General features: G+C 58.8%; 18 protein-coding genes. 5 read left to right on the top strand and 13 right to left on the bottom strand.

Annotated elements, in window-relative coordinates:
- Window positions 1-69: 69 nt before the first annotated feature.
- The 4 genes from ACZLIB_RS11260 to ACZLIB_RS11245 are packed head-to-tail and all read right to left on the bottom strand — an operon-like array spanning window position 70 to window position 6,763.
- On the bottom strand, window positions 70-1,281 hold the full coding sequence (locus ACZLIB_RS11260) for a hypothetical protein (RefSeq protein WP_478469878.1): 1,212 nt from the start codon (window positions 1,279-1,281) through the stop codon (window positions 70-72).
- Entirely contained in the window at window positions 1,278-4,697 is a 3,420-nt protein-coding gene (locus ACZLIB_RS11255) for an SbcC/MukB-like Walker B domain-containing protein (protein WP_164171574.1), read from the bottom strand. The genes ACZLIB_RS11260 and ACZLIB_RS11255 overlap by 4 nt, the downstream gene beginning before the upstream one ends.
- Window positions 4,684-5,340 (bottom strand): DUF4194 domain-containing protein, encoded by a 657-nt coding sequence (locus ACZLIB_RS11250; RefSeq protein ID WP_102947213.1) that lies wholly within the window; start codon window positions 5,338-5,340, stop codon window positions 4,684-4,686. Before ACZLIB_RS11250 ends, ACZLIB_RS11255 begins: the two co-directional genes overlap by 14 nt.
- A 1-nt stretch (window position 5,341) precedes the next feature.
- Complete coding sequence (locus ACZLIB_RS11245; RefSeq protein WP_164171575.1) at window positions 5,342-6,763, bottom strand: Wadjet anti-phage system protein JetA family protein; 1,422 nt, start codon at window positions 6,761-6,763, stop codon at window positions 5,342-5,344.
- A 118-nt stretch (window positions 6,764-6,881) separates the two neighbouring features.
- Between ACZLIB_RS11245 and ACZLIB_RS11240 the strand changes: the two genes are divergently transcribed.
- The 4 genes from ACZLIB_RS11240 (at window position 6,882) to ACZLIB_RS11225 (ending at window position 13,231) form a co-directional block, all read left to right on the top strand.
- The gene (locus tag ACZLIB_RS11240) at window positions 6,882-7,739 is read left to right on the top strand and encodes a BrxR family helix-turn-helix transcriptional regulator (protein ID WP_146027645.1); all 858 of its coding nucleotides are present in this window, start codon (window positions 6,882-6,884) and stop codon (window positions 7,737-7,739) included.
- 353 nt (window positions 7,740-8,092) lie between these two features.
- Window positions 8,093-9,658 (top strand): hypothetical protein, encoded by a 1,566-nt coding sequence (locus tag ACZLIB_RS11235; protein WP_164171419.1) that lies wholly within the window; start codon window positions 8,093-8,095, stop codon window positions 9,656-9,658.
- A 57-nt stretch (window positions 9,659-9,715) separates the two neighbouring features.
- Window positions 9,716-12,472 carry a caspase family protein gene (locus ACZLIB_RS11230; protein ID WP_164171420.1) on the top strand — a complete coding sequence of 919 codons (2,757 nt, stop codon included), beginning with the start codon at window positions 9,716-9,718 and terminating at the stop codon, window positions 12,470-12,472.
- Between the two features lie 273 nt (window positions 12,473-12,745).
- Window positions 12,746-13,231, top strand: coding sequence for a hypothetical protein (locus ACZLIB_RS11225; protein ID WP_017354472.1), 486 nt, complete (start codon window positions 12,746-12,748; stop codon window positions 13,229-13,231).
- 144 nt (window positions 13,232-13,375) lie between these two features.
- Here the strand turns inward: ACZLIB_RS11225 and ACZLIB_RS11220 are convergent, their stop codons facing one another.
- From ACZLIB_RS11220 to ACZLIB_RS11180, 9 genes are all read right to left on the bottom strand, one after another.
- Entirely contained in the window at window positions 13,376-13,990 is a 615-nt protein-coding gene (locus ACZLIB_RS11220; protein WP_442245956.1) for a flavodoxin family protein, read from the bottom strand.
- Window positions 13,991-14,098: 108 nt separating this feature from the next.
- Window positions 14,099-15,139 (bottom strand): lipid A deacylase LpxR family protein, encoded by a 1,041-nt coding sequence (locus ACZLIB_RS11215; protein WP_164171421.1) that lies wholly within the window; start codon window positions 15,137-15,139, stop codon window positions 14,099-14,101.
- Between the two features lie 543 nt (window positions 15,140-15,682).
- A complete protein-coding gene (locus ACZLIB_RS11210) occupies window positions 15,683-16,426 on the bottom strand; it encodes a cation diffusion facilitator family transporter (RefSeq protein WP_099596065.1) in 744 nt (247 codons plus the stop codon).
- A gap of 97 nt (window positions 16,427-16,523) precedes the next feature.
- A complete protein-coding gene (gene gfa / locus ACZLIB_RS11205; RefSeq protein ID WP_005413334.1) occupies window positions 16,524-17,099 on the bottom strand; it encodes an S-(hydroxymethyl)glutathione synthase in 576 nt (191 codons plus the stop codon).
- Between the two features lie 56 nt (window positions 17,100-17,155).
- Window positions 17,156-18,265 (bottom strand): S-(hydroxymethyl)glutathione dehydrogenase/class III alcohol dehydrogenase, encoded by a 1,110-nt coding sequence (locus ACZLIB_RS11200; protein ID WP_005413335.1) that lies wholly within the window; start codon window positions 18,263-18,265, stop codon window positions 17,156-17,158.
- 265 nt (window positions 18,266-18,530) lie between these two features.
- Window positions 18,531-19,820, bottom strand: coding sequence for an NAD(P)/FAD-dependent oxidoreductase (locus ACZLIB_RS11195; RefSeq protein ID WP_164171422.1), 1,290 nt, complete (start codon window positions 19,818-19,820; stop codon window positions 18,531-18,533).
- Between the two features lie 72 nt (window positions 19,821-19,892).
- The gene (locus ACZLIB_RS11190; RefSeq protein ID WP_017354476.1) at window positions 19,893-20,765 is read right to left on the bottom strand and encodes a carbon-nitrogen hydrolase family protein; all 873 of its coding nucleotides are present in this window, start codon (window positions 20,763-20,765) and stop codon (window positions 19,893-19,895) included.
- Window positions 20,762-21,367, bottom strand: a complete 606-nt coding sequence (locus ACZLIB_RS11185) for a GNAT family N-acetyltransferase (protein WP_017354477.1) — start codon at window positions 21,365-21,367, stop codon at window positions 20,762-20,764. The genes ACZLIB_RS11190 and ACZLIB_RS11185 overlap by 4 nt, the downstream gene beginning before the upstream one ends.
- Before the next feature lies 1 nt (window position 21,368).
- Window positions 21,369-21,776, bottom strand: coding sequence for a ketosteroid isomerase-related protein (locus ACZLIB_RS11180; RefSeq protein ID WP_005413338.1), 408 nt, complete (start codon window positions 21,774-21,776; stop codon window positions 21,369-21,371).
- Between the two features lie 131 nt (window positions 21,777-21,907).
- On the opposite strand from ACZLIB_RS11180, the gene ACZLIB_RS11175 reads away from it, so the two are divergent.
- Window positions 21,908-22,867, top strand: a complete 960-nt coding sequence (locus tag ACZLIB_RS11175; RefSeq protein WP_032966742.1) for a LysR family transcriptional regulator — start codon at window positions 21,908-21,910, stop codon at window positions 22,865-22,867.
- Window positions 22,868-22,897: the final 30 nt, after the last annotated feature.

The following is a 22,897-nucleotide window of genomic DNA, read 5'->3' as shown; positions in this document are numbered from 1 at the left end:
GGGCACGCGCATCAAGGCATTAAAGACGGCGCAAAGCAATTTGTCGCCTAGGTCAGACTGCCCAGAATTCTAGGAGCCTGGAAACTGTGGAAGGAGAACCTCCTGCTCCAGCGTCCCCGGATGCGTTTCCACATGAATGGCCAAGTCATTCCACCCGATGGATCGACAAGTTCGAGACATTGCGCTAGACACCGATTCAGCCGTTGGCTTGAGAGCGTAACCGAGACCAATGAGCTCCCTGGGATCCATCAACCACGGCTTCAGGGTGAACCCCGCCTCGGCGGCAGATCCTGCGATGACGGCGCCAATCCTCATCCCGCCCTCATCCAAGTCGCGGAAATGGAACGCCTGAGTTGTCTGGCGAGGAAGTGATTTCAAGATCAGCATGTAGACCTGTCTCCAGGATGGGGACGGCATACCACCGGTATAGAGCAGTACGAGGCCGACCTGATCAGATGCAGCCTCAGCAAACTCATGGAATGTCTGTCGATTCTCAATGGTAAGAACACGCCAGCTCGGCACGGCTGGATTCGGCACGAATCCAGCGATGTGGGCAGGAGCGAAGCCGAGATATGGATGAACCACTCCCACCACCGTAGTCGACGTAACAACCGTAAGCGGACCTGAGATCAGTACGGGCAATGGTTCCTTGTGCAGGCCTATGGCCGAGAAGACCTCGCTACTATCAAGTCCAGATGGTGCAATAGAGTTGAACCAAAGCAAATCGATCCATTTCACGATGCCCTCCACTCGCTTGCTGTCACCAAACATCATGGCCGAAACCCGGCGCAACAGTTCGTCCCTGACGACACCTCGCCTTGCTGAAATGAGTCTGATTGCATCCAGTATTTGCGCTACAGAAGCATCGGTAGCCTCTTGCCCGCGAACCTTATGGCCCAGCGACCAGCGCTCAATGACCTCGGTCAGTACGGGGAAAAGGCCGGTGTGAGTGTCCAGCATGGAACGGGCCTCTGATACGGAATCACGACGAAGTCGTGCGCCCAAGAAGTTCGCCAGCTTTGCGAGGTTCAGTACGGCAACGCCCGCAACATCTAGAGGCGGCTGCACCATCACCTTGGCCTTGATTTCGATGGCTCCAGAGCGCTCAGCCAGTTCAAGTTCGGAACGAAACGCTCTTGCATCCTCGATGCTGCGCAGGCTGAAGAACTCTGGGCATGATGACTCTGTCAGCCTGAGAGCTATTCGCTCATCCTTGCCACGACTCACTGCTTTCTGGGAGCGATTGAAAATTGACGTCAGGAAGGCCCGGGCTATAGTCATGCAACGACCCCTTCCCCATGGGGCATTCGACTTGCTTCAACACGCTTGAGCTCTTCCTCGAGAAGCTCGGGATGCTTGCGCCAGTTGTCGGAATCCAGAATTACATGACCATCGTCATCAATGCGGACGTGTTTGATGGAGATAAGATCGTCGTCACGGTACATCTCGATGTAGGTATCCACCGATTCGTTGATCTTACCCAAGGCATCGTCCGGTGCCGCGACGATGGGCTGAAGGCCCAATGCCTTCAGGTACTCAAAGACGGCACGGGTATTCACTGAGTCAATCTTGTCACCCAACTCATCGAAAATTATCAGCGACATGCCGCCTTGATCACCGCGCAACTTTCCCAATGCGCGCGCCATCGACGCTGCAGCAACGATGAAAAGAGGCGCGCGGTGCTCGCCCCCGGAACCCTTGTCCATGCGCTTTGAGAAGTCGGTCACCGTCACACCATTGCTGCGAACGTCAATCTCGAAGTTGAAGAAATTGCGATAGTCCTCCAGAAGCCTGTTGGCCTCTGCATCCTTTCCCTCAAGCATCGCCCTGAACTCAGGAGGAGCATCCACCTGGCCAGAGAAGATATCCCCCTCCAGTCCCGCACCAGCCACCTTCAGTATGAATTTGTACAGCGACTCATGATCCTTATTGAGATTGGTGACGAAGTGATACTTCTCGTTGTTCGAGAATGGCGGCAAGCGCTCCATCGTACTGTTCAGCTCATTGAGCGTGCTGCGCATGCTGGCGAAGTGGTCGCTCAGGCGGGCGGCGATCTGCACCTTGAACGTTTGCTCTGCCGCTTCTGCAGCTTCCGCGGAAAGCACTTGGTAGTGATGGAGCTCGGATTCCTCTAGCCGTTGCTTCTCCTGAGCCATTGTCTCGCACATGGCGCCCAGGTCGCCCACCGCGATATCCATCTGAGGATCGAATTGGTTTGCGTACGTGGACATGTCACTTGCCAACGCCTGCACTTGGGAAGACAGCTGATTGCCACTTCTAACCGTAGCGTCACTGATCTTCGCCACAATCGTATGCAGCGATAGGCCGGAACCATCAAACTCATCGCGTTTTGTTTCGAACCACTCATCACCCACGTATTCATTGCGGCGACTGAGAGCCGCCTTTGAGCAGATTCCGTTGGTTCTATCCGCAAGCTCGTCTAGCCGTCTCTGTGCTTGCCGGAAAGCCTCACCATGAGTTCCGACGTCTCTGCTGCTTTCTTCCAGCTTCGACTGTGCTGCCAAGGCAGCTCGCCTTGCCTCTGTGATGAGCAGCTGACGAGCAAGGAGATCAGGTGCGCTTGCGATCTCTTGCATCGCCGCCTTTGCATCAAGCGCGGATTGCTCCTGAATGTGCGAGTTCAGCCATCTTTCAATGTCCTGGATACGTCCTTCAAGTCCCACCAACTTCTCAAGGGCTTCAACCAACTGGCGCGACCGGTTCGCCTCCTGCTCGCACTCGGCTGCGTTCTGCCCCAACGTGCTGCGCTGCTGCCGAAGCACCGCCAGGCGATGGCTGGCATCTTGGCGTCCCAGCACCAGTTCCGTTGCAGACAAGGGGCGTCGACGGCCGAAATCAGCACGTCCAGCCTGCTCGCCAGTACGGGTGAAGCCCTCAGGGCTATCCGTAGTGACGCGCTCCAATCGCTCCAGCCGGCCGAGTCGAAGACGGATATAGTCCACCGCCACTTGATTGTCACCCGCGATCAGATGCGCGAGACCCATTGGCGGAACTACACCCATATCCGCCTTCGACTTCACCGGGTTCACCAACAGTACTGAATCCGGCTTTGTATCCCACGGAATCTTGTTGAAAACGGACAAGGCATCCTCAAATTTGCCGCTACGGACAACCAGGGCAGTGCGCGAACGACCAAGGAATCCCTCGATTACGGGTGCCCAGTCAGCATCTGTGACCGTGACCAAATCGCAGACGGGCGTGCACAGAAGTCCTTTATCTCCAAGTATGTTCACAACTGCTTGGACGGCCGGCGGGAGTTCCGCTTTGCCTTCTTGGATGCGTTTGATCTGCTCGTTAGCGATCCTAAGCTCATTTCCGAGCTTGGACAGCCTCTGCTCGTCATGGTCTAGCTGACGCCTTGCCGACTGGATGATCGGAGCAACCCGCATGCTGGACTCGCGCAATGCTGCCGAGGCCTGCGAAACGTCAAGCACAAGCGCATCGGATACGGATGTGCTGGAAACCGCGTCAAGAAGCTCAACCCAAGGCATCGCCAGATGCTGCCAGCCTCCGAGATCGGGTTTCACGCGGTTGGCCTTCTCGAAGCCCGCCACCACCTCGCGAAGGGCCTGGGCCACATTGGTTTTGATAGGTCTAAGTGATCTCTCTCGTTCGCTGGCCAGGTCACGGGCGGCACTGATCGCCGGATCTGCTGCTGATTGAAGCTCTAGTTCGATGTGCACGCCGTTGAGTCGATCATGCTCTGCCTTGGCGCTGTCGACTGCGTTCTGCGCTGCCTGATGCCTGTCCCGCGCTTCATGCAGCGTAGTTTGTGCCGCATCAACAGCATCCATGTGTTGTTCACGCTCATAGTCATCCAACAGCGCCCTATAGGTCGCTGCGTGCATCCGAGTCTGAGTAGCCTTATGACCGGCTGCGATCAAGCTTTTGACGTACTCAAGCCTGTCCAGTGTTTCCAGAACCTTGGCTTGAAGCGAGCGCAGATTGTCGAGCTGGGAGCGGAAGTTCTTGAGCTCGATAGGATGGGCATCGACAATGTAATTTCGAACAAAGCTGCTGGTGTCAGGAACTTTCTGCAGATTAAGCGCATTCTTCATCGCTCGCCGAAAAGCTCTCGGGTCGATGCTGCCCCCTCCTTTGGGGCGCAAGGCGAACAACATTGCTTCAACCTGCTTCTCCGCCGACGGAGGCACTGCGAGCCTACCATTCACGCGACTGACTGCGTCCTCCATCAGCTTATTGAACGTTCCCCAGGCCAACGGCAAAAGTTCCGCCTCGGCGTTCGCTTCAAGATGATCATCTAACGCGAGCGCAACCCCTTGGACCACATAGCGCCCGTAGACGTGCAGCTTTGGGTCGCCCACTGATGCGCCCAGGGCCAGGCCAACCGAAACCGGCGGCAATTCGCCCTCAGTGTCGCGAAACACCATGGTCAAATAGGACGTCGCATTCTCACGAATATGCTCGTCACCGCGATAGTAACCGAGGCAGTATTCGCGCACTGAACGCCCCCGAGTGCCTGATACGCCCCCTGACTGCGCATTGAGATCGATTTGATTCTGATCCCCTCCGTACAAGACGATCTGCATCGCATCCAGAATCGCAGATTTTCCCGATCCGTTAGGCGCCACAATGCCCGTTGCAGGACTAAAGCTCAGGGTTTCGGCACGGAATAGGAAAAACTGTACCAGGTGAAATTTCTCAAGCAGATACATTGCCATCCTCCGTGACTTCATTCATTGCGTCGAAAGTAGCTGCATCCCCCTCACCTGCCACTTCCTTGCGGAAGGATTCCAGATGGCTCAAGTATTCCTTCCGCAGCAGATCTCCGATCGCGGGATGGATGCGAACCTTCGCGAGCTGATTCCGTACATCGTCCCTGTCCTCAAAGGCAGCAATCCCCCAGCGCTTGAACTTGGCCATCAAAGAGCGGAAGTCCCCAGGCGAGGGAAAGTCCCTGCCCGTTTCCTTCTCGTAGTGCTCTTGCAAGTCAGGCAAATCGACGAAAGTTTCGCCATTTGGCTCTTCGCGCCCCTCGAAACGGACGCGATGATGAACGCCGGCGAGCACCAACAGCAGCAGGGTTTCGTCCTTGCTGGCTCGCTGTTGGGTCAGTACGTGCACGGGCCGCGCCACGATGTACTGGTAGTTGGTGTCGTGCAACAGCTCGATGCCGAGGGGACGAACTACCTGCTCAAAGTCATTGATATTTCGGCTGACAATGCCGTAATCCTTCCGGGTCGCCCGGTCCGAGGCGGACAAGACCTGGTGGGTTACTAGCCGATAGGCCGCCTGCTCGTAGTCCTGCTCCTCGTACATAGTGTCGCGGCTAAGCGCCTTTTCCCAGTGGCGTGCCATGTCATTTCACCTTGGTGATGTAGAAGTCCGGCATGTCCAAATACGGCCCGGCAATTCGTTCATCACCGGCGCTTTGGAAGCGATATCCAGGTAGTCGCTTTGAAATTCCTTCATGGTGCTTCTTTCCGAGGCCTGTCATTGCTTCCTGTGCGTAGGTGGACAGCGTCTGCACCATTCGAAATTGCTTGATACCGGTGATGGGAAGCTGAGACGCCCGGATCTGCCTGCCTCCTCCCATGACACCCTGCAAGTACACCCTCACCTCTGTTGGCATGGCGGTACGCGCATCACGCGCACGCCTGTGCAGGTTCATCCGCGCCTCCTGCTCGGCTGTCATCTGCCGGGGAGAATCGGCGGTCCTGGGAATGGGCGGACGGGCGATGCGTGGTTGAAACAGGAGTTCACCGGAAAGCAATGCTCCGGGCCCAACGGGCATGGAGGCGTCGAAGTTCTCCGCAGCATTGACTCCGGCGATAGCCTTTTTGATCCGTCTCTCGAGCTGGCCCGGCGCGCGAAGCTGGTACTCGATCATGGCCAGCATGCGACGCTCGATATGGCGCTGATCCTGGCCCAAGCGATCGAAGTAGTCTTGCAGACGATAGACATTGCTCAATCGCCTGACCGCCTTCTCATAGACAGCCTCAGCCGTGCCTTTATCACCTTTGTAGCGTCGCTCGGCCAACCACACGATGATCCGTTCCCGATGATCCCCGTAATGGATTTCCTGAGTTAGGCTCAGCACCTGCGCCTTTCGTGCGAGGGGGTGATCGGCGCCAGCCAAGTCCGCATAGTCAGCCATGACGTGCTTGGAAATGTAGTCTTCAAACAACCGACGGATAGCCGCCCCGGGGGTCGCGGACTTGAATATCTCGCGCTGTAGGGTACGCACGTTCAGACTCATGGCGGCAATCCCGGACAGAAGCGCATGGGCGCTGTCGCCGGCGTTTACGAAGTCGTCGCCGTAGACATTGCTTGCAGGATCAAGCACCCGACGTAATGTGTCTTCAATGGAACGCATCTTCGCGCCGACCATCGCCGGCGTGTCTTCTGTGAAGACCTGCAAGGTGGCAAGGAAACGGCTTACCACAGCAGTCATGGACAGAGTGCGCGTGAGTCCCACCTGCTCTTCTTCGAACCAGCCATTCTCCGTGAGATGGCTCAAGTACATGTTGGCGCGAATGTTGAGCGGAGTGAGCTGGCCTACCCCCTCTTCTGCCTGCCAAGCGTCATCGTGTTCGAGGTAGTTCTCGATGAACTGCGTCAACTGCCGCCGTTCCCAGCCGGTCGCCGGGGGAACCTCAGCCTCTGGCCCGAAGAATTCTTCGTACAGACCCAAGAGCAGCCGCCAGTAGTTCTCCCGATTTGCCGAGGCCAATGGGCGAAAGAGTTGCGATGGCAGTACCTCAAACAGAGAGCTGGACACTGTGCAACTCCACAGAAGTTGGGCTGTCTACTTCACATTAGCATAAACGCTAACATATCATAAACGCTAACTTAGCATCAATGCTAAGCTGCGTGTCATCTGACCCCGGCCCAGCCCCATGCCCCGCCCCCGCCCCAATCCAAACAAAAGTCCGGAAACACTTCGAGCCATCGAAACGCTGCTCCTCTGGGAGGGGCAAGTCACCAATGAGCGAGTACGCCAAGTGTTTGATCTGCATATCACCACGGTAAGTCGATTGTTAACCCAATATGCTGAACTCAATGGAGGCGGCCTTGAGTACCGAAGCCATGTGCGCGGATACGTGGCGATGTCTGGCTTCAGACCCCTCCTAACCGAAGGGCTGATCGAAGAGTACCTTGCGTTTGAGCGCCCCCAGGAAGCTACAGGCTTTATCGAGAGCTCCCAGCTTATCCTCGGCGGCGTTGAACGACGCCACTTCGCACTGCTTAATCGTGCCTGCAGAGAGGGCAAGGGGCTCGTTGGCGAGCACCGTTCCATGCGCAACCCAGCACCTCGCACCAAACGACTGTTCCCTCATGCGCTGGTGCAGGCAGGCAGGCGCTGGCATGTTCGCGCATTTGTCATCGCCGAGGACGAGGCGGAAGCCGGACGCTTCCTGGACCTGTCTATAAATCGGCTGAGCGGCTTGAAACAGCTGGCTGATCCTCGGCCAGAGCGGGCCGAGCCTAGCCAGGACGCCGCCTGGCAGACACAGGTAGAGCTGTCGATCGTCCCCCATCCGCATCTGACACCAGATCAGAAGGATATGGTGCGTATCGAGTATTTCGGAGGTAAGGCAGCCTACAGGTTAAGAACCCGTGCAGCACTACTCCAATACCGACTACATGAGCTGCGCTGCGCCACCGATGCAGAGAAGGAGCCGCCGAACGAATTTCACCTCTGCGTCGACGATCCAACCGCGATCCAACCGTGGCTATTTGGCGAGCTGAATTAGCGGATGGCATGATCGTAGCCAAACTTGAGGCCCGGCACGGATACCGCGCTACCCCTGCCTGGGTAGCTACCCTACATAGCAACCGTATCAGATGGACGCCATTGGCATTCAAAGCCAATTCTCCGTCTGTACCTCAATGATCCGGTCGATGAGCCGTGCCCTCGTGTCCCTATCGATCGAGCGCCAAATGCAAACTACCGCCCCAGCTGCGGCATGGTCCGGGGCATTCAACTCTAGCCCTTCGCTTACTCGGCATTGAGGTGACCAATCCCTACCTAGGCGATTACTGATTGCCCACTTCATAAACTCATGGCACTCTGGGTTGGCATCATTCTGGTCACAGGGGGCTAGGTATGGGCAGTCTGCATCAAATCCACAGTCGCAACGGCTGTATCGGTGCCGGAACCGATACGAAGCCAGAGGATATCGACGCTATCGTCACGGCGCTTCGTAAGGACGGGCGTGGTCATTTGCTGCTTTACTTTCACGGGGGCCTGGTCGACAAGGCCGCGGGTATCGGTATTGCCCAGCGACTTGAGGGGCGCTTTTCTCAATCGGCCTATCCGGTTTTTTCCGTGTGGGAGTCGGGTTTCGTTGAAACGATCCGCAACAACCTGCGCGAGCTGCCGGATGAGCCGGTATTCAAGAATCTGGTGCGCAAGGCGCTAGAGCACGCGCTCCGCCGCTTGGGAGGTAGCAACGGCGCCCGGACCATCACGCCGGGCAACGTCGATGCAGAGAAGGTCCGCCAGGCAGTTGATACATATTGGAGCGATCCCAGTCGCAATCACGTGCCCTACCGTGATTTCAAACCTGTAGTTGGGCCCTCAGGTGCGCGTGCGGCGAGTGCGCTGATCGACGACGCCGAGATCGAAGCCGACTTGCAAACCGACAGCGAGTTTGTGGTCGCCATGCAAACCCTGCCAACCGCGTTAGACGAAGCACGCGATGCATTCATCGGGGGAGGAGCGAGCGTTCGAGATACCCCGTTCTCGCAGGCGGTATCAACGCAGGTCGCCGGGATCGAGGGAGGCCGCGGGTTGATCGTCTGGTTCAAAGTTGCCCTTCTGGTGAAGCGCATCCTGCAGGGTGTTCTGCGTCGGTACGCGGATCAACGCGATCACGGCCTGTATGCAACGGTCGTAGAGGAAGTGTTGCGTGGTGTTCATTTTGGTGGCAGTGGACTCAATGAATGGGGCAAGGCACTCCAGTGGAACCGCATGAAGCAGGACTCACTCGATGCGTTCGGCGACGGCTCCGACCTGTATGCCGGAACTGCGCTGCTGGAGCGGCTGCGTGCCGCCCATGCCTCTGAAGGGCTGCTATCGAGGATCACTCTAGTCGGCCACAGCACTGGCGCCGTCTACATCGCCAATTGGCTTGACAAGGCATCAGAGCTTCTGCCGGCCGAGATTGCATTCGACGTCGTGTTCCTGGCGCCCGCCATCACCTACGAGCGCTTTGCCGCCACGATCACCCAACATGGCGATCGCATCCGTCACTTCCGCTTGTTTGGCATGCGCGATGAATTCGAACGGGACGATCAGGTCGTCGGAGACGACTCTAAATTTCCCAATGGGCAGGACTGGAAGCGCTTCATCTATCCCAGCTCCCTCCTCTATCTGGTGTCGGGTGTCCTCGAATCGCGCCAAAATTCCGACGGAACGCTCGTCGACGAACCGGACATGCCGCTGCTGGGCATGGAACGCTTCTTCGCTTGGCACCACATCTACTCAGATAGCAAGTTTCCCGAAATAGGTGCAGTCCGCGCGTGGCTCGGAGCTGCACCGAACCGTACGATCTGGTCCAAGTCCCAAGGACAGACAGCAGGCTTGAACAGCACAAGCATTGATCACGGAGCTTTCGACGACGACGAAGATACGCTGCTCAGCGTTGAGAGCCTCCTCGGCGGATGGTGACATCTTCGAGAGCACGCCAAAGGTGCCCTTGTGTACGCAACAGGGAGAGATGTGGACATGCCGCGAGATGATCACTACGCGATCGTGCTGACAATTAACCGCTATCCCGGCCTGAGTGACCTCCATGGACCTGAGAACGATGGCGAAGAGTTCCGGCAATGGCTCCTCGATCCGGAGTACGGCGACCTGGACACCCGACGTATCCAAGTCATACGGTCGCAGGATTATGGCGTGGCAGCGACCCCGGACGACGCAAACCCGACCGAGAAGGAGCTCAAGAAGGCGCTTAATCTATGGCTGCGCACCCCGAACGGATGGCATGACCGCATTGGACAGCGCTTGTATCTGTTCTTCGCCGGACACGGGTTCACAGCAGGTTCGACGATCCACGACCCGGCACTATTCTCGGCCGTCGCGCAAAACGGCGATACGGCGCATATCGCCGTCCTACGTTATGCGTCGAAAATCGCCAACGCGGGTTTCTTTGATGAAATCATCCTGGTAACGGACTGCTGCCAGGACGTACTCAAGGCGAGCCAGGTGCTCGAACCGACTTGGACCCCGCCGGACCGGCAACGAACGGCACACGTCCGATTGTTCCAGGCGTATGGAGCGCCGCGGGGACGTCAGTCCTTTGAGCGCAACATTGGCCCGGCCGGGCAGTCTCGCGGCCTGTTCACTAGCGTCCTACTGGACGCGCTGCGCAGCGCACCGCCTGACGCCGACGGATGGGTGACGGATCGCGCCGTCGCGGACTACTTCCAAGTGCTATGGGCCGATCGCTACGAACAGGAAACCGGATACACGCCACCACTGACTCCCGCAACGAAGCGGATTCGAATATATCAGCGCCCGGCGTCGGCGCCAGCTTCCGCGCTCCCACGCCGGGTTGCCGTCGACCTGAGCCGCATCATTGCTAAATCCGCGGCCATCGACCGGCAACCGGATCCTGACATCTCTCCTTACCCACCCGCGCCGCCCACCGACATGGCGCCAAATGGGCAGCTACGCAGTAGCCAGCTTCGCCAGCTCGAGCATCCCATCGTGGAGCTGACCCCGGGTCTGCATCTCGTCGTTACACCAGGGAATCTACCCGACCTCGCCTTCGAGGTTCCCTACCCGGTGCTGCCAGCTGCAGGCAACACCCCTCCCGTTGCTGCACCTATCGACATGCCCGCTTTGCGAACCGACCAGGTTGCAGCGCAGCCGGTGGTGTTGAGGACGGACAATCCCAACGCGCAGATCACGGTGCTCGATGCTAGCTACGCTCGTGTCAGCATCGGTACGGGAGTGGTCTCGCTGTCCTTAGCTCCGGGACTCTACAAAGCCCTGGTGCACGTCGGGGCCGAATCGACGCAATCGCTGTTCGTTGTGGCGGATGCGCCCCTCGACCAGCGGTTGCCCGGGCCCGAATTTTCCGCGGCTGCGCCCGTCATCGGCACGTCAACCACGCACGAATATCAGTCCCTTCATGCCGCTGAATACTCGATGATTCCGACGGAGCCAAGCCGCGATCTCAGCGAAATCGGTGAGGTCTTTGTCTTCGCGCGCGACTCCAGTTTCAGTCCCGACGGGGCTCTAAACCCCGCGCCACCGTGGCGGCAGTGGCACCTCAGTTCCATTGTAGGGGCAACCTTGGAGGAGCGCCTCATCCACAGTGGTACGGACGACAGGCTCGGCTACGCCTACCTCAAATTAGCAGCAACAGCTGGCAGCCTCGCACTGCGAACGGCCAGCCCTTGGGGCGAGTCGAATGAAGACGGACTGGTCGTCCCGGTGATTAAGGGGTGGCGTACCGAGATCTACCTTGACTGTACCTCAGCTCCGCCAACCCCTCCGATGGTGGACACTCAGGGCGCACGAATGCTCGACTTGGCGACTGCCTCCATCCATCTGATCCGGATGGGAAGTGCGTCACTGCTGTTCGATCCGATCGGGCTTGCGACGGAGGCGGCGCGAGCGCAGCTTACAGTCGGCCGTGAGGTGGCGGTGCCATCAACCGAGCAAGCAATGGCCAGCCCGATGTGGGCCTTGTACGCGGCCCTCGCTGCCTTCCAGCGGGGCGGGCAGCACATCGATAGCGTTGGACAATGCGTTGCAGCCGTTCCTAAGGAAATCAGGGAGGGTCTATCCGATTTTGCGGTGCTCGCGCAATGGCTAGGCCTGTCGAACGTGGCCCATCCGCTCCGTAACCCACCCGCGCTGGCGGCCTCATGGAGCCTTGCCTCAAAGCTGGAGGCGCGAGGCGGACTGGCCTCCGAACTGTTCGAGGAGATCGGCCAATGGCGGTCCGGTGGGAGTCTATGGACTCTCTGGCAGCGTTCGGTTGATGACCGCTGGTTGTTGCGAAATCGGCTTTCTGTCCAGGCTATGGGCACTCTGAAGGGTAATGCACAGGGGATTGACGACGCGGCAACCCCGCAAGTGCTCGCCCCCGCCTGGTCACTGGACACCTGGGTTCCGGTCGAAGACGGCCTGAGGTGTCCTAATCCCACCCATAGCCCCTTCCAGCAAGCACTCCGTCGGCGTCTTCTGGATGCGCTGGCTGAGCGCCACACCGATGCCGACAGCGACGCCTTCACCACTGTGTCGCTGCCACCCGAGTCCGATGTCTTCGCCTTGGCAGCGGAGCTCATGCTGTCGCCGATATACGCCATGGCCGCCTATAGCAAGCTGTATGCGGAAGCCCGCCGCCAATCCGACCTGGGCCCTCTCATCGAGTGGGTAACGGTGAACGGAGATGAACCCGACCTAGACTCGACAGCCACCAAGTCGAAGCGCAGCACTCACCTGCAATCAATGGACGACTACTGAGAGGCGAATCGTAAGCGCGGCCTTCACGCGAACCCCGTCCAAGTATTCTTAGCGGTGTCTAGGCAAAGTTGCCCCAAGTCACTGCCGACCTGCGTTGCCAGCCCGAAGCGGTTATAGGTCAAGAATCTAGATGAGGTGCGACGCCCGGCCTACAGGATGACATCCTCCCGCGTGATAGGCGGCTCTCAAGTAGCGCCATTTCTTGGTGGTCCTTGTGCCTTCGCTGTGGCAGTTTGCGATTCGGACCTCACACTACTCACATAGAATGCTGAAATGCCGGTAAGCGCCAATCTCGCCTACGACCTTCTCAAGACCGTGAGCAAACTGGAATTCCAGCTCCGACGGCACGGGGACTTCTTCCGGAAAGACCGGACGGGGCAACCGACGTCCGACGTGGCTTGGCGCAAGGTGCAAGAGCGCGTCCGAAAGTTGGGCGACGATTTCGCGTCAGAGGTTCCTGAGTCGGCGCGTGCGCGCCTTCTCTGTCAACGCGATGAGCGCCCCATGAAGCAGATGATTATTGAAGAGAACGGGAACTTGGTGGCCCGCTTTTGCCCCTGCCCATTGGATGCCGAATCGGATGCGGTCGCGCTGGTGGAAGCCATGCGGCAAGTCCGCAACAACCTCTTCCATGGTGGCAAAGAAGATTCGGAAGTGGATCCGTACGAAGAAGACAACGATTGGGTCTACGCCGCGACGCAGGTTGCGATTGCTCTCCAGCATGCGTTGTCTAACGGACGGCTCGACAATCGCGAATGAAACCACCTCACGAAACTCTCGGGACGGCCCTAGGCCGTTGACGAGCGTGCAGCAAGGGGCGACGCGGCGATTGGCATAGCGCTAGCTAAGGCGAGGGGTGCCGACTAAACGCAGCATTGGCCGGGGGCATTCATGGTAGGTCGGTCACATCAGATCCGTAATTCTGAGATCATCTGGGTCCGATCTTCTGAACCAGGCACGCTTGCGCGCCAAAGGCCGATGCTCGAATGATCGCGCACCTCGTCGAACTATCTCTCGCCCAAGGAGCTCAATAGCTGACTGCTTCCATGATCCTCTGGATGTAGTGACTAGTACGACCTTTTTCCCAGGGAACATGTTGCTCCTAACAAACTCCCAAGCCGGCGGCGCTGGGCAACCACGCCAGATGGGTGTTCCCAAATAGATAGCGTCATAGGGAGCTAGATCCATCCACGCGGGATTTATCCACGCGTCATCAAGACCCCCATCAGCCATAGCATTCACCCACCCGGCCAAGCCCAATGAGTAGTCAAATGCTTCGACAGCACGCAGATCGGCGTGTAACTGGTTCGCCAGATAACTAGAGGCTAAGGCGGTGTGCCCAGAGCGAGAGTAGTAGACCACCAGGGCATCGGGTAAAGGAGATCTCGATGGGGCCGGAGCCTTTTGCTTCTGAAGTTTCTCCAGCCTTCGTCGCGCTGCCCACACGACACAGCAATCAATCACCTTGATCCCAGCGGCAAGCGCGACGATGACTACGACGAGCTTGGTGATTAGCATCATTCAGTACTCTCCATCATGCACTCCCGCGTTACTTCTGTAGTCGCTCTGCGAGGTACTGCACTCAAGGACATTGCATGGTCGAACACCCGCGATCGTCGCCATCTACTATAGCGAGCGGCTAATAGTGAAGCTTCCGAACACCGGCGACTGGCGCTGGCCATAGAACTCCCGGGTGCTGTGGTAACGCGCCATTGCGAATTTCCAGCGCCCGCGCATCACCGCGATGCCGTAGCCGCCTTGGGCGACCACGTGGCGCTTGTCCACGCTGTGGCTGTTGCGGAAGGTATTGCCGTCCAGAGTGATGTCGCGGATTACCCATGCCGCGTCGGTGGTCGCAAACAGGTGCCAGGACCAGCCGCTGGGGCGGCCACCACGGGTCGGCGCGGTGTTTTCACCGGCCGGACGCAGCGGCGTGCTGCCGAAGTCGTCGGGCAGCTTCCAGCCGAAGCGCACTTCACCACCGGCATTGGACTTGGTTTCCAGGTTGCCGATCGCACCGCCGTAGTGGCTGATCGCATCCCAGCCCCAGCCGCCGGCATTGACGCTGGCATCGGCCGGCCAGCGCCGCATGCGCTCATGGGTCAGCATGAACACCGGTTCGTTGTGCAGCTGGTTGTCCCAGCCCTCGAACTTCTTGTCGCCCAGGATGTTGTGCACCGCGTCCTGCACCTGCTTGCCCTGTGCCCAGGGGCCGACCACACCCACGGCCAGCTGGGTGGTCTGCAGGCGGTCGCCGCTGCGCGCGTTGAAGCCGAAGCTGGCCAGCAGCACGCCGGCGTAGGGCCGGTCGTCCTCGATCAGGTCGCGGCGGGTCGGGTCGGTGGGGGTGAAGATGCCCTGGCCGATGCTGAAGATCATGTTCTGCTGTTCGAACCTGCCCGGGTGCAGGCCTTCCAGGTACTGGTTCACCCAGCGCGCCATGCGCGGCAGGCAGGGGTCGTCGGTGTAGTCGACCAGGTTGGGCGAGACCAGGGTCAGCTGCGCGCCGTTGGTATAGCCCTGGTCCTGGTGGCGGCCACCAAACAGGTCGTTGTCGGCGCGGAAGCTGATATGCGGCGGGTGGTCGCGCATCGCGTCCGGGCCACATTGTTCGGCCGCCTGGGCCACCGGGGCTCGGGCAGCGGCTAGGAACACAAGTGCCGCCATCACAGACAACCGACTAAGCGCCAGTCTTTTCATGGGCTTGCTGCCATTGGACTCAATGTGAGGTTCAATTGAAGATCTAATGCGCTGTCGCAGTAGACCCGGAGGAAGGGGTTTGAGCCATACACCAGGCCATCAGCCGGCCGCACGCCAATTGCTTTCAAAGGCGGCGCATCCCTGCAGCAGTATCTAGCGCTCTTGGGCTCGCCAAGACGTTCGCCTGAGCAAGAGATCGTCCAGGCCCTCTCTAAGTGCAGCAACAGCCGGCGCCCCAGGTGCTGACCTAGACTGAAGGGCACGTCACCTCGCTGCGAAGCAACGTCAGCCGCTCAAGATGGACGTTTCAGAATCACAGTCAGTTTGTTGATCTCTGACTGAGAGAATGGCCACCCCGCCAGCAACTCCGCATCATGTGAGGTGGGGCATAGGCGCTCGGCGGGCTCGCCAGATGCGTCCAGGAATGACTCCGGTCACAGCGAGTTTTGTGGAAGGCTCCCAATCGCAGGGCTAGTCTCCGTGCTGAGCACGGAGGCACCACCGCACTAGCTACTTACGCCGACCTGTCCACGCCGAAATGGAGCTACGAAGCAATCTAATGGCCCAGACTGCGACAACCGACGCGCCGATGAGGCCTGTGACTGAGTCCAGCCATGTCACGTCCCAGATCATCCCCACGACAAGTGCAGTAATTGCGAGTGCCGTTACAGCGGTGTCCGTAGCGACGTGAAGATAGGCCGCACGAAGATTGGGACTCCTGCGCGCACCGGGCCCCTTCTCGTCAGCATGGCGCTCATGCGGAACGTGGCAATGATCAACCGCAGCACCTTCGCGATGGTAGGCAGAATGTAGCCACCGCGCTGAGAATATATTTGTAATCAAACCCGCAACGGCGATGGCAAGCGCTTCTGAGTACTGAACAGCCTCTGGCGCATGGAGACGCTCCGTCGATTCATAGGCCATCGAAGCGGCAATCCAAAGCATGATCATCGCGCTTACGCTCGCCGCGATGAGCTCAACCGCTAGCACCCGAGCCGCGCGCTCTGGGCGGCTCTGATTCCGCTCAGCGTACCAAGCGATAGAAAGTGCGAACAGGAGTACCAGCACGTGAGAGCTCATGTGCCAGCCATCTGCGAGAAGAGCCATCGAGTTGAAGGCCCATCCTCCAGCAATTTCGACGGACATCATGACCGCAGTGAGAGTCGCGGCCTTCGTAATTGCCCGTGCGTTGCCGGTGCTCTGTACGCCCTGCAGAGTCCGCTCGTGCATTGCGTTGGGGGGAAGCAAGGACATGGTCGAAGACTCCAGGCTCTGAGCGAAAATGTATACGCCGGTGGCGTACTGTCAGGAAGTACCGCCCCTTGCATGCAAGGGGCGGCATTTACACTACTTAGGAGAGAACGCCGCTGAGTCGTGCAGCATGCGCGGACAGCGCATCCATGAGCGGCGGGTTCAACACGTCGTACGGCTCCAGGGACAGAGCCTTCAGGCGGCTACGGACGCCGTCCATCTGTTCCGGCCTTGCGCCGCCGCCTTCGATGATCGAAGACACGAATGCGGCGAAGCGCGGTTCTTCCCAGCCCTTCTGTTCGGACAGTTCAACGTGAATGAAATCCAGGCCGTAGAAGGCATGGGACTTGTTCTCGATGCGGCCAAACATGTGGACACCGCAGTCCTTGCACGCGTGGCGCTGGATGGTCGCAGCCGGATCGACAATCGCCAGCTTGTCGGCGTTCGCCGTGATCGAAACGGTATCGCGGGGAACGACACCGACCACGGAGAAGATGGCGCCTTCCGGCTTCCAGCACTTGGTGCAACCACAGGCGTGGTTGTGGGCCACATTGCTTGCGACGGAGATCTCAACCGGCTTGTCAGAGCACAGGCACTTCAGCGTGCCGCCCTTGAAGCCGGCGGTTCCGGCAACGACGCCGGAATCGACCGAGGGATGGATAGTTTGGTGTTGCATGGACTTAAACTCCTATTGTTGGAAGTGCAGCACCGGTTGCCCGGTGCTGCGGTGCATCAGTAGTTGATGACAGTACGAATGGACTTGCCTTCGTGCATGAGTTCGAAGGCTTCGTTGATTGCTTCCAGGCCCATCGTATGGGTCACGAACGGAGCCAGATCGATCTCACCCCGCATGGCGTCTTCGACCATGCCAGGCAGCTGGCTACGGCCCTTCACACCACCGAAGGCACTGCCAATCCAGCGACGACCGGTCACGAGCTGGAACGGACGGGTGGAGATCTCCTGACCAGCACCGGCCACACCGATGACAACGCTCTGGCCCCAGCCGCGGTGTGCACACTCCAGCGCAGAACGCATCACATTGACGTTGCCGATGCACTCGAAGCTGTGATCGACGCCCCAGCCGGTCATCTCAACGATGACTTCTTGAACCGGACGGTCGTAATCCTTCGGGTTCACGAATTCGGTTGCGCCGAACTGCTTGGCCAACTCGAACTTGGACGGGTTGGTGTCCACTGCGATGATGCGACCAGCCTTCGCCTGACGAGCACCCTGGATCACCGCCAGGCCGATGCCACCGAGGCCGAACACGGCCACGCTGTCACCTTCCTGCACCTTGGCCGTGTTGTGCACCGCACCAATGCCAGTGGTGACACCGCAACCGAGCAGGCAGACGTGCTCCGGATTCGCTTCCGGATTGATCTTGGCCAGAGAGACTTCGGCCACGACGGTGTACTCGCTGAAGGTCGAGCAGCCCATGTAGTGATACAGCGGCTGGCCGTTGTAGCTGAAGCGGCTGGTGCCATCAGGCATCACGCCCTTACCCTGCGTGGCGCGTACGGCAACGCACAGGTTGGTCTTGCCGCTCTTGCAGAACAGACACTCACCGCATTCTGCGGTGTACAGCGGGATGACGTGATCGCCGGGCTTCACACTGGTCACGCCCTCGCCCACTTCGACAACGATGCCGGCGCCTTCATGGCCCAGCACCACCGGGAACAGGCCTTCAGGGTCATTGCCCGACAGGGTGAATGCGTCGGTATGGCAGACACCGGTGCTGGTGATCTTCACCAGTACTTCGCCCTTCTTCGGCGGAGCAACATCGATTTCGACGATCTCGAGCGGTTGACCGGGACCGAATGCAACGGCTGCACGGGATTTCATGTGAGTTCTCCTTGGGTGTAACGAGATAAGTGCGACAACGGTCTTTGGGGCGAGCTTGATCAGTGGAACATCGGGCGCGCCGCCCCTGGCGCCGGCTCTAGAACGCGTTTCAATCAGGTCGAATGCGCCTACAGCATTCTTCTTGGCGAGCTGTTGGGACCAAGTATTGGACTTCGATGGATTGCTGTATATGGAATAGATTGGATTTCATAATTCCTATCCTTGGAATTATTAACTCACAGCTCCGCCCCCCAGCTCGCCCGCATCAATGCAACTTGAGGCGGGGCTCCGTACTCCGTCCCAATGCGTCTGCCAGCATGCGAGCAACCACCCGCCGTGTACCGAACAGGCTCCTCTGATGCATGCGATACAGTGAGATGTAGAACATCCTGGCCAGCCAGCCCTCGACCTTGAATGACCCCATGAGGTTGCCCATCAGCGTGCCAACGGCGCCCTCCCTCGACAGGGACACCAGCGATCCATAGTCCCGATAGGTGAAGCTGGGCAGCGGGCGCCCCTCGATACGGCGGGCAATTGCCAGCGCAAGGAAGTGAGCCTGCTGATGAGCGGCCTGTGCCCTTGGAGGCACGTTTGTACCGCTGTGTCCATTCGGGCAGGCTGCACAATCCCCGAATGCGAAGATTTTCGGATCCTGCGTTGTCTGCAGCGTTTCAGATACCTCGAGCTGGTTGATGCGATTGGTCTTGAGGTTCCCGAGGGATGCAAGGAAGACGGGAGCACGGATGCCCGCCGCCCATACCTTCAGCCTCGCAGCAACCTTGATGCCATTGGCGAGTTGCAGGCCCTCTTCATCCACCAGGGTGACAGCCGAGCCACACATGACACGAACGCCTTCATGTACAAGTCGCTCGGCTACCGGCAGGCTCACGCGCTCTGGCAGAGCTGGCAGCACTCGCGGACCAGCCTCGATAAGCGTGATCTTTAGATTCTCGGGAGAGATCTTGTCCAGCCCATAAGCGCTAAATTGCCTCGCAGCATCACGCAACTCGGCAGCCAGCTCGACACCGGTGGCACCGGCGCCGACGATCGCAACCTCCAGTGTTTCTGACTTGCCACGCGCTTGCGCGCCCATGTACTCGCTCAGCAGCCGCTTCTGGAAAGCAATGGCGGCATCGGGATCGTCCAGGAACAGGCAATGATCCGCTGCACCGGGAGTTCCAAAGTCGTTCGTTCCGCTACCCACGCTGATCACCAGGGTGTCGTAGGAGATCGAGCGACGGGGCGCAATAACGTTGCCCTCCTCATCGTACAGTGGGGCAAGCTCGATCTTTCTGGACTTCTGATCCAAACCCGTCATCCGCCCCAACTGAAACTGGAAGTGATTCCAGCTAGCCTGGGCGAGATAGTTGAGCTCACTTTCTGCGGCATCCAACGCGCCTGAGGCAACCTCGTGAAGAAGTGGCTTCCACAGATGCGTCATCCGAGCATCGACAAGAGTGACTTTTGCTCGCCCTGAGCGCCCGAGCTTCCGGCCCAGCTGCGTAGCCAGCTCCAGCCCTCCGGCCCCACCACCAACAATGACAATACGATGCATTTTGATTCCCCAGGTATTTGAGTTGCCAGCGACGCCCACGAGCACTTCATGGCTCAGGCATCTAGACGTTGGTTAGTTCAGGACCTCAACGGAATGGAAGCGGAGCTGACCATCCCAATCCTTGTCGACGGCTACCTGCGCTCGTGCACGGCTTGCTTCGAGCGCTGCGAAGTCAATGTCAGCAATCGCCCACTCCTGATCGTCGGAGGTCGCTGCGAGCACGCCGTCACTGGGGAAGCCATGGTCCATCGGTGAGAGGATCATTGCTTCACCGGTGTTGACATCAAGCGCTTCACTCCAGTCGGCGACGCCGGCGGTGACCGCCTTTGCCACGAACATCCGATTCTCAAGCGCTCGCGCTCGGCACCCAACATCGACACGGGTGGCACCGGCGTCGGTGTCGGTGCAACTTGGCACCAACAGCAAGCGCACCCCTGCCTCCTGCTGGAGGCGAACAGGAAGCGGAAATTCGCTGTCATAGCAAACCGCAATCCCGACACGCTTTCCGTCCTGCTCAAACGCCGCGATGCGATCGCCAGGCTCGATGACAACTGCCTGCTTCTCGAAGCCAGTAAGCTGAAGCTTGTCCTGCCATCCGCTGCGACCATCAGCTGTGAACCACCAGGCACGGTTGCGATACATCCCATGGGATGTTGCGGTGAGGAACGTTCCTGCCTGGATGGTCATTCCCAGTTCGACAGCCAAGGTGCTATAGAGCTCACACCATGCGCTCTGATAGATCTGGAGCGACTCCAGGGTGGACCTCAGGCTAAGCTGAAGAGCTTCTGGAAGAGTCGAACCCAGTTCCAGCGACAGGTATTCCGGAAGTACTGCAAGCTCAACTCCTTGTTCCCTTGCGTCATTCAGAATTCGGCGCTGGCGCGCAGCGAACTCGGCAAAGGTCTTCGGACGACCGATCACGTACTTAGCTGCTGCAATCTTCATGTAACGTCCTCCAAGGAACGGAGCCAAAGTGAAAGTGTCTGCTCGGTTTCGTGCGTGGCCCCATGCTGCCGCCAGGGAAGAGCGACCTTCATCGCGCTCTGTTGTGCATACCCACGGCGAGTCCAGAAGCCTTCATTGCTTCGATATCCAGGTGGCCTAAGCGGATCAGTCTCCGACCGAACCACCGACGCGAAAGAAGACCACTTGAAGCCCTTTCGTCGGGCTTGCTCCTCTCTTCGATCAAAGAAGACGTGGCCCAAGCCAGCTCCTCTGTACTCCGGCCTCAGTACGGACTCCCCGCAGTAGAAGACTTCTTCTGGCCGGGGACCGTGCTCCTGGAAGGGACGAATGAAAGCGGCATCGGCGCTCAACAAAGGAAGGCCAGTCGATGCACCTACAACGTCCCTTCCATCCCTGGCCAGGACAACGATGCCCCCGTCAGACGTCGCATAGTTGCGGAGGTAGTGACGCTCATAGTCCATGTCTCCTTCGTACAGGTAGGGATAGCTACTGAATATCTCGATCCGCAGCTGAGCGACGCGATCGAGCCAGTCCTCGATTTCGGTGCCGACCAGTACCTCTACTCGCACGTTGGTAGCCATTTCAGGGCGCCTTGTGGACCTGGGAAATCCAGTCCTCCAGGTTGTAGTAGTTGGTAACGCGCGCAATCTTTCCATCACGGATGTCAAAGAACGCGCCACCGGGAAGAACATAGATCTGCCCTGCCGCTGCAGGGAGACCTTCGTCCGTGTGGTGGTAGAGTCCGTGCACCACGTACTCCGCGCCGGCACGCGCACCATCGCTGCTGTACATCACCACGATGTCGTGAAGCTGCTCGCTGTAGCAGGAATCCATGCGGCTCAGGAACGCGCGGAATGCGTCGATCCCTACTTCGCGATTCCCCTGATTTAGATCGTGCACAACGTCATCAGTGAGCATCGAGAGCATCGCGTCGCGATCACCGCGGTTGAATGCCTGGTAGTACTCTTCGATGTAGTTGAACTTGCTCATCAGGTTCTCCGGTCAGGTGAGGGTGTGGAGGAATTCTGGAGACCTGGAGAATTGTTGTATATGGAATTGATAGGATTTCATAATTCCCTAAAATGGAATAATATGAGCCCAACGACCACGGGGGCCTTGAGATGAACAGCGAGCTGGATCTTCTAAAGACGTTTAGGGCCGCGGCTGAGGCGCCGAGCTTTCGTGAGGCCGCTGTTCGACTGGGAAGCTCTCCTCAGGCCATCACCCGAGCGATACAGGCCCTTGAAAGTCATTACGGGGAGCTGTTGTTCCACCGAAGCACACGCCAGGTTCGCATCACGGCCTTTGGGGAGGATCTCTTACATCAGCTGCGGCCGGCGCTTGAGGGCTTAGACAAGCTGTGGCGCCCGCGAACCAAGGCGACGGCCTCACAGATTGTGGGCACAGTCCGAATTAGTGCCCCTCACAGCATGGGCTCCAGGGCAGTTCTTGCCGCCTTGGATACAGTGACCCAAAGTCACCCGGGAATTGTCTTGGACGTTCGCTTAAGCGATCGGGTTGCAGACGCTGTCGATGAAGGGATCGATGTCGGAATCCGCGTCGGCTTCATGCGTGATAGCAGATTCATTGCGAAGAAGGCAGGAGAGATGCGACTGCACATCGTTGGCTCCCCCGCACTTGTAGAGAGAATCGGAGCACCAGCGGAGACTAGCGAGCTCTCGCGGTTTCCACTGGTTGCGTCGGTGGACATCAATACAGGCAGGCCCTGGCCCTGGTACCTGGCTGGAGGCGTACAGGTGGCGCCGACAGCACCGGCCTTCATTGCAGACAATGCCGACATGGAGATGGCAGGGGTCATTGCGGGCTTGGGGTTTGCCCAACTTGCTGATTACATGGCTGCCCCACTCATTCAGTCAGGTGTTCTGCAGCGTGTGATGGAAGAATTCGATCCTGCCCCGTGGGGCTTGTACGTCTATCGGCCACAACGCGGCCCAGTCTCACCTCGCGTCAGAGTAGTTTTCGATGCACTCCATTCCGCCGTCGGAGCACTACCGAGCCTTATGCAGATGACGCCCTCCCCCACCTCGGCCCTAACGCCATCCAAAGCAGGGAAGCGCTAACGCCGAGTCGCTTGGCCGCTCTCTGATACG

It is taken from the genome of Stenotrophomonas sp. 220_Sma, from assembly GCF_056487375.1.
This window is presented reverse-complemented; position numbering and strand designations above follow the sequence as displayed.

Bases quoted from the DNA above. Each gene is read 5' to 3' on its own strand.
- ACZLIB_RS11210 (WP_099596065.1), bottom strand. From the start codon at position 16,426: ATGTCCTTGCTTCCCCCCAACGCAATGCACGAGCGGACTCTGCAGGGC.
- ACZLIB_RS11200 (WP_005413335.1), bottom strand. From the start codon at position 18,265: ATGAAATCCCGTGCAGCCGTTGCATTCGGTCCCGGTCAACCGCTCGAG.
- gfa (WP_005413334.1), bottom strand. From the start codon at position 17,099: ATGCAACACCAAACTATCCATCCCTCGGTCGATTCCGGCGTCGTTGCC.
- ACZLIB_RS11240 (WP_146027645.1), top strand. From the start codon at position 6,882: ATGCCCCGCCCCCGCCCCAATCCAAACAAAAGTCCGGAAACACTTCGA.
- ACZLIB_RS11220 (WP_442245956.1), bottom strand. From the start codon at position 13,990: ATGCTAATCACCAAGCTCGTCGTAGTCATCGTCGCGCTTGCCGCTGGG.
- ACZLIB_RS11195 (WP_164171422.1), bottom strand. From the start codon at position 19,820: ATGCATCGTATTGTCATTGTTGGTGGTGGGGCCGGAGGGCTGGAGCTG.
- ACZLIB_RS11235 (WP_164171419.1), top strand. From the start codon at position 8,093: ATGGGCAGTCTGCATCAAATCCACAGTCGCAACGGCTGTATCGGTGCC.
- ACZLIB_RS11225 (WP_017354472.1), top strand. From the start codon at position 12,746: ATGCCGGTAAGCGCCAATCTCGCCTACGACCTTCTCAAGACCGTGAGC.
- ACZLIB_RS11180 (WP_005413338.1), bottom strand. From the start codon at position 21,776: ATGAGCAAGTTCAACTACATCGAAGAGTACTACCAGGCATTCAACCGC.
- ACZLIB_RS11230 (WP_164171420.1), top strand. From the start codon at position 9,716: ATGCCGCGAGATGATCACTACGCGATCGTGCTGACAATTAACCGCTAT.
- ACZLIB_RS11190 (WP_017354476.1), bottom strand. From the start codon at position 20,765: ATGAAGATTGCAGCAGCTAAGTACGTGATCGGTCGTCCGAAGACCTTT.
- ACZLIB_RS11255 (WP_164171574.1), bottom strand. From the start codon at position 4,697: ATGTATCTGCTTGAGAAATTTCACCTGGTACAGTTTTTCCTATTCCGT.
- ACZLIB_RS11175 (WP_032966742.1), top strand. From the start codon at position 21,908: ATGAACAGCGAGCTGGATCTTCTAAAGACGTTTAGGGCCGCGGCTGAG.
- ACZLIB_RS11185 (WP_017354477.1), bottom strand. From the start codon at position 21,367: ATGGCTACCAACGTGCGAGTAGAGGTACTGGTCGGCACCGAAATCGAG.
- ACZLIB_RS11215 (WP_164171421.1), bottom strand. From the start codon at position 15,139: ATGGCGGCACTTGTGTTCCTAGCCGCTGCCCGAGCCCCGGTGGCCCAG.
- ACZLIB_RS11250 (WP_102947213.1), bottom strand. From the start codon at position 5,340: ATGGCACGCCACTGGGAAAAGGCGCTTAGCCGCGACACTATGTACGAG.
- ACZLIB_RS11260 (WP_478469878.1), bottom strand. From the start codon at position 1,281: ATGACTATAGCCCGGGCCTTCCTGACGTCAATTTTCAATCGCTCCCAG.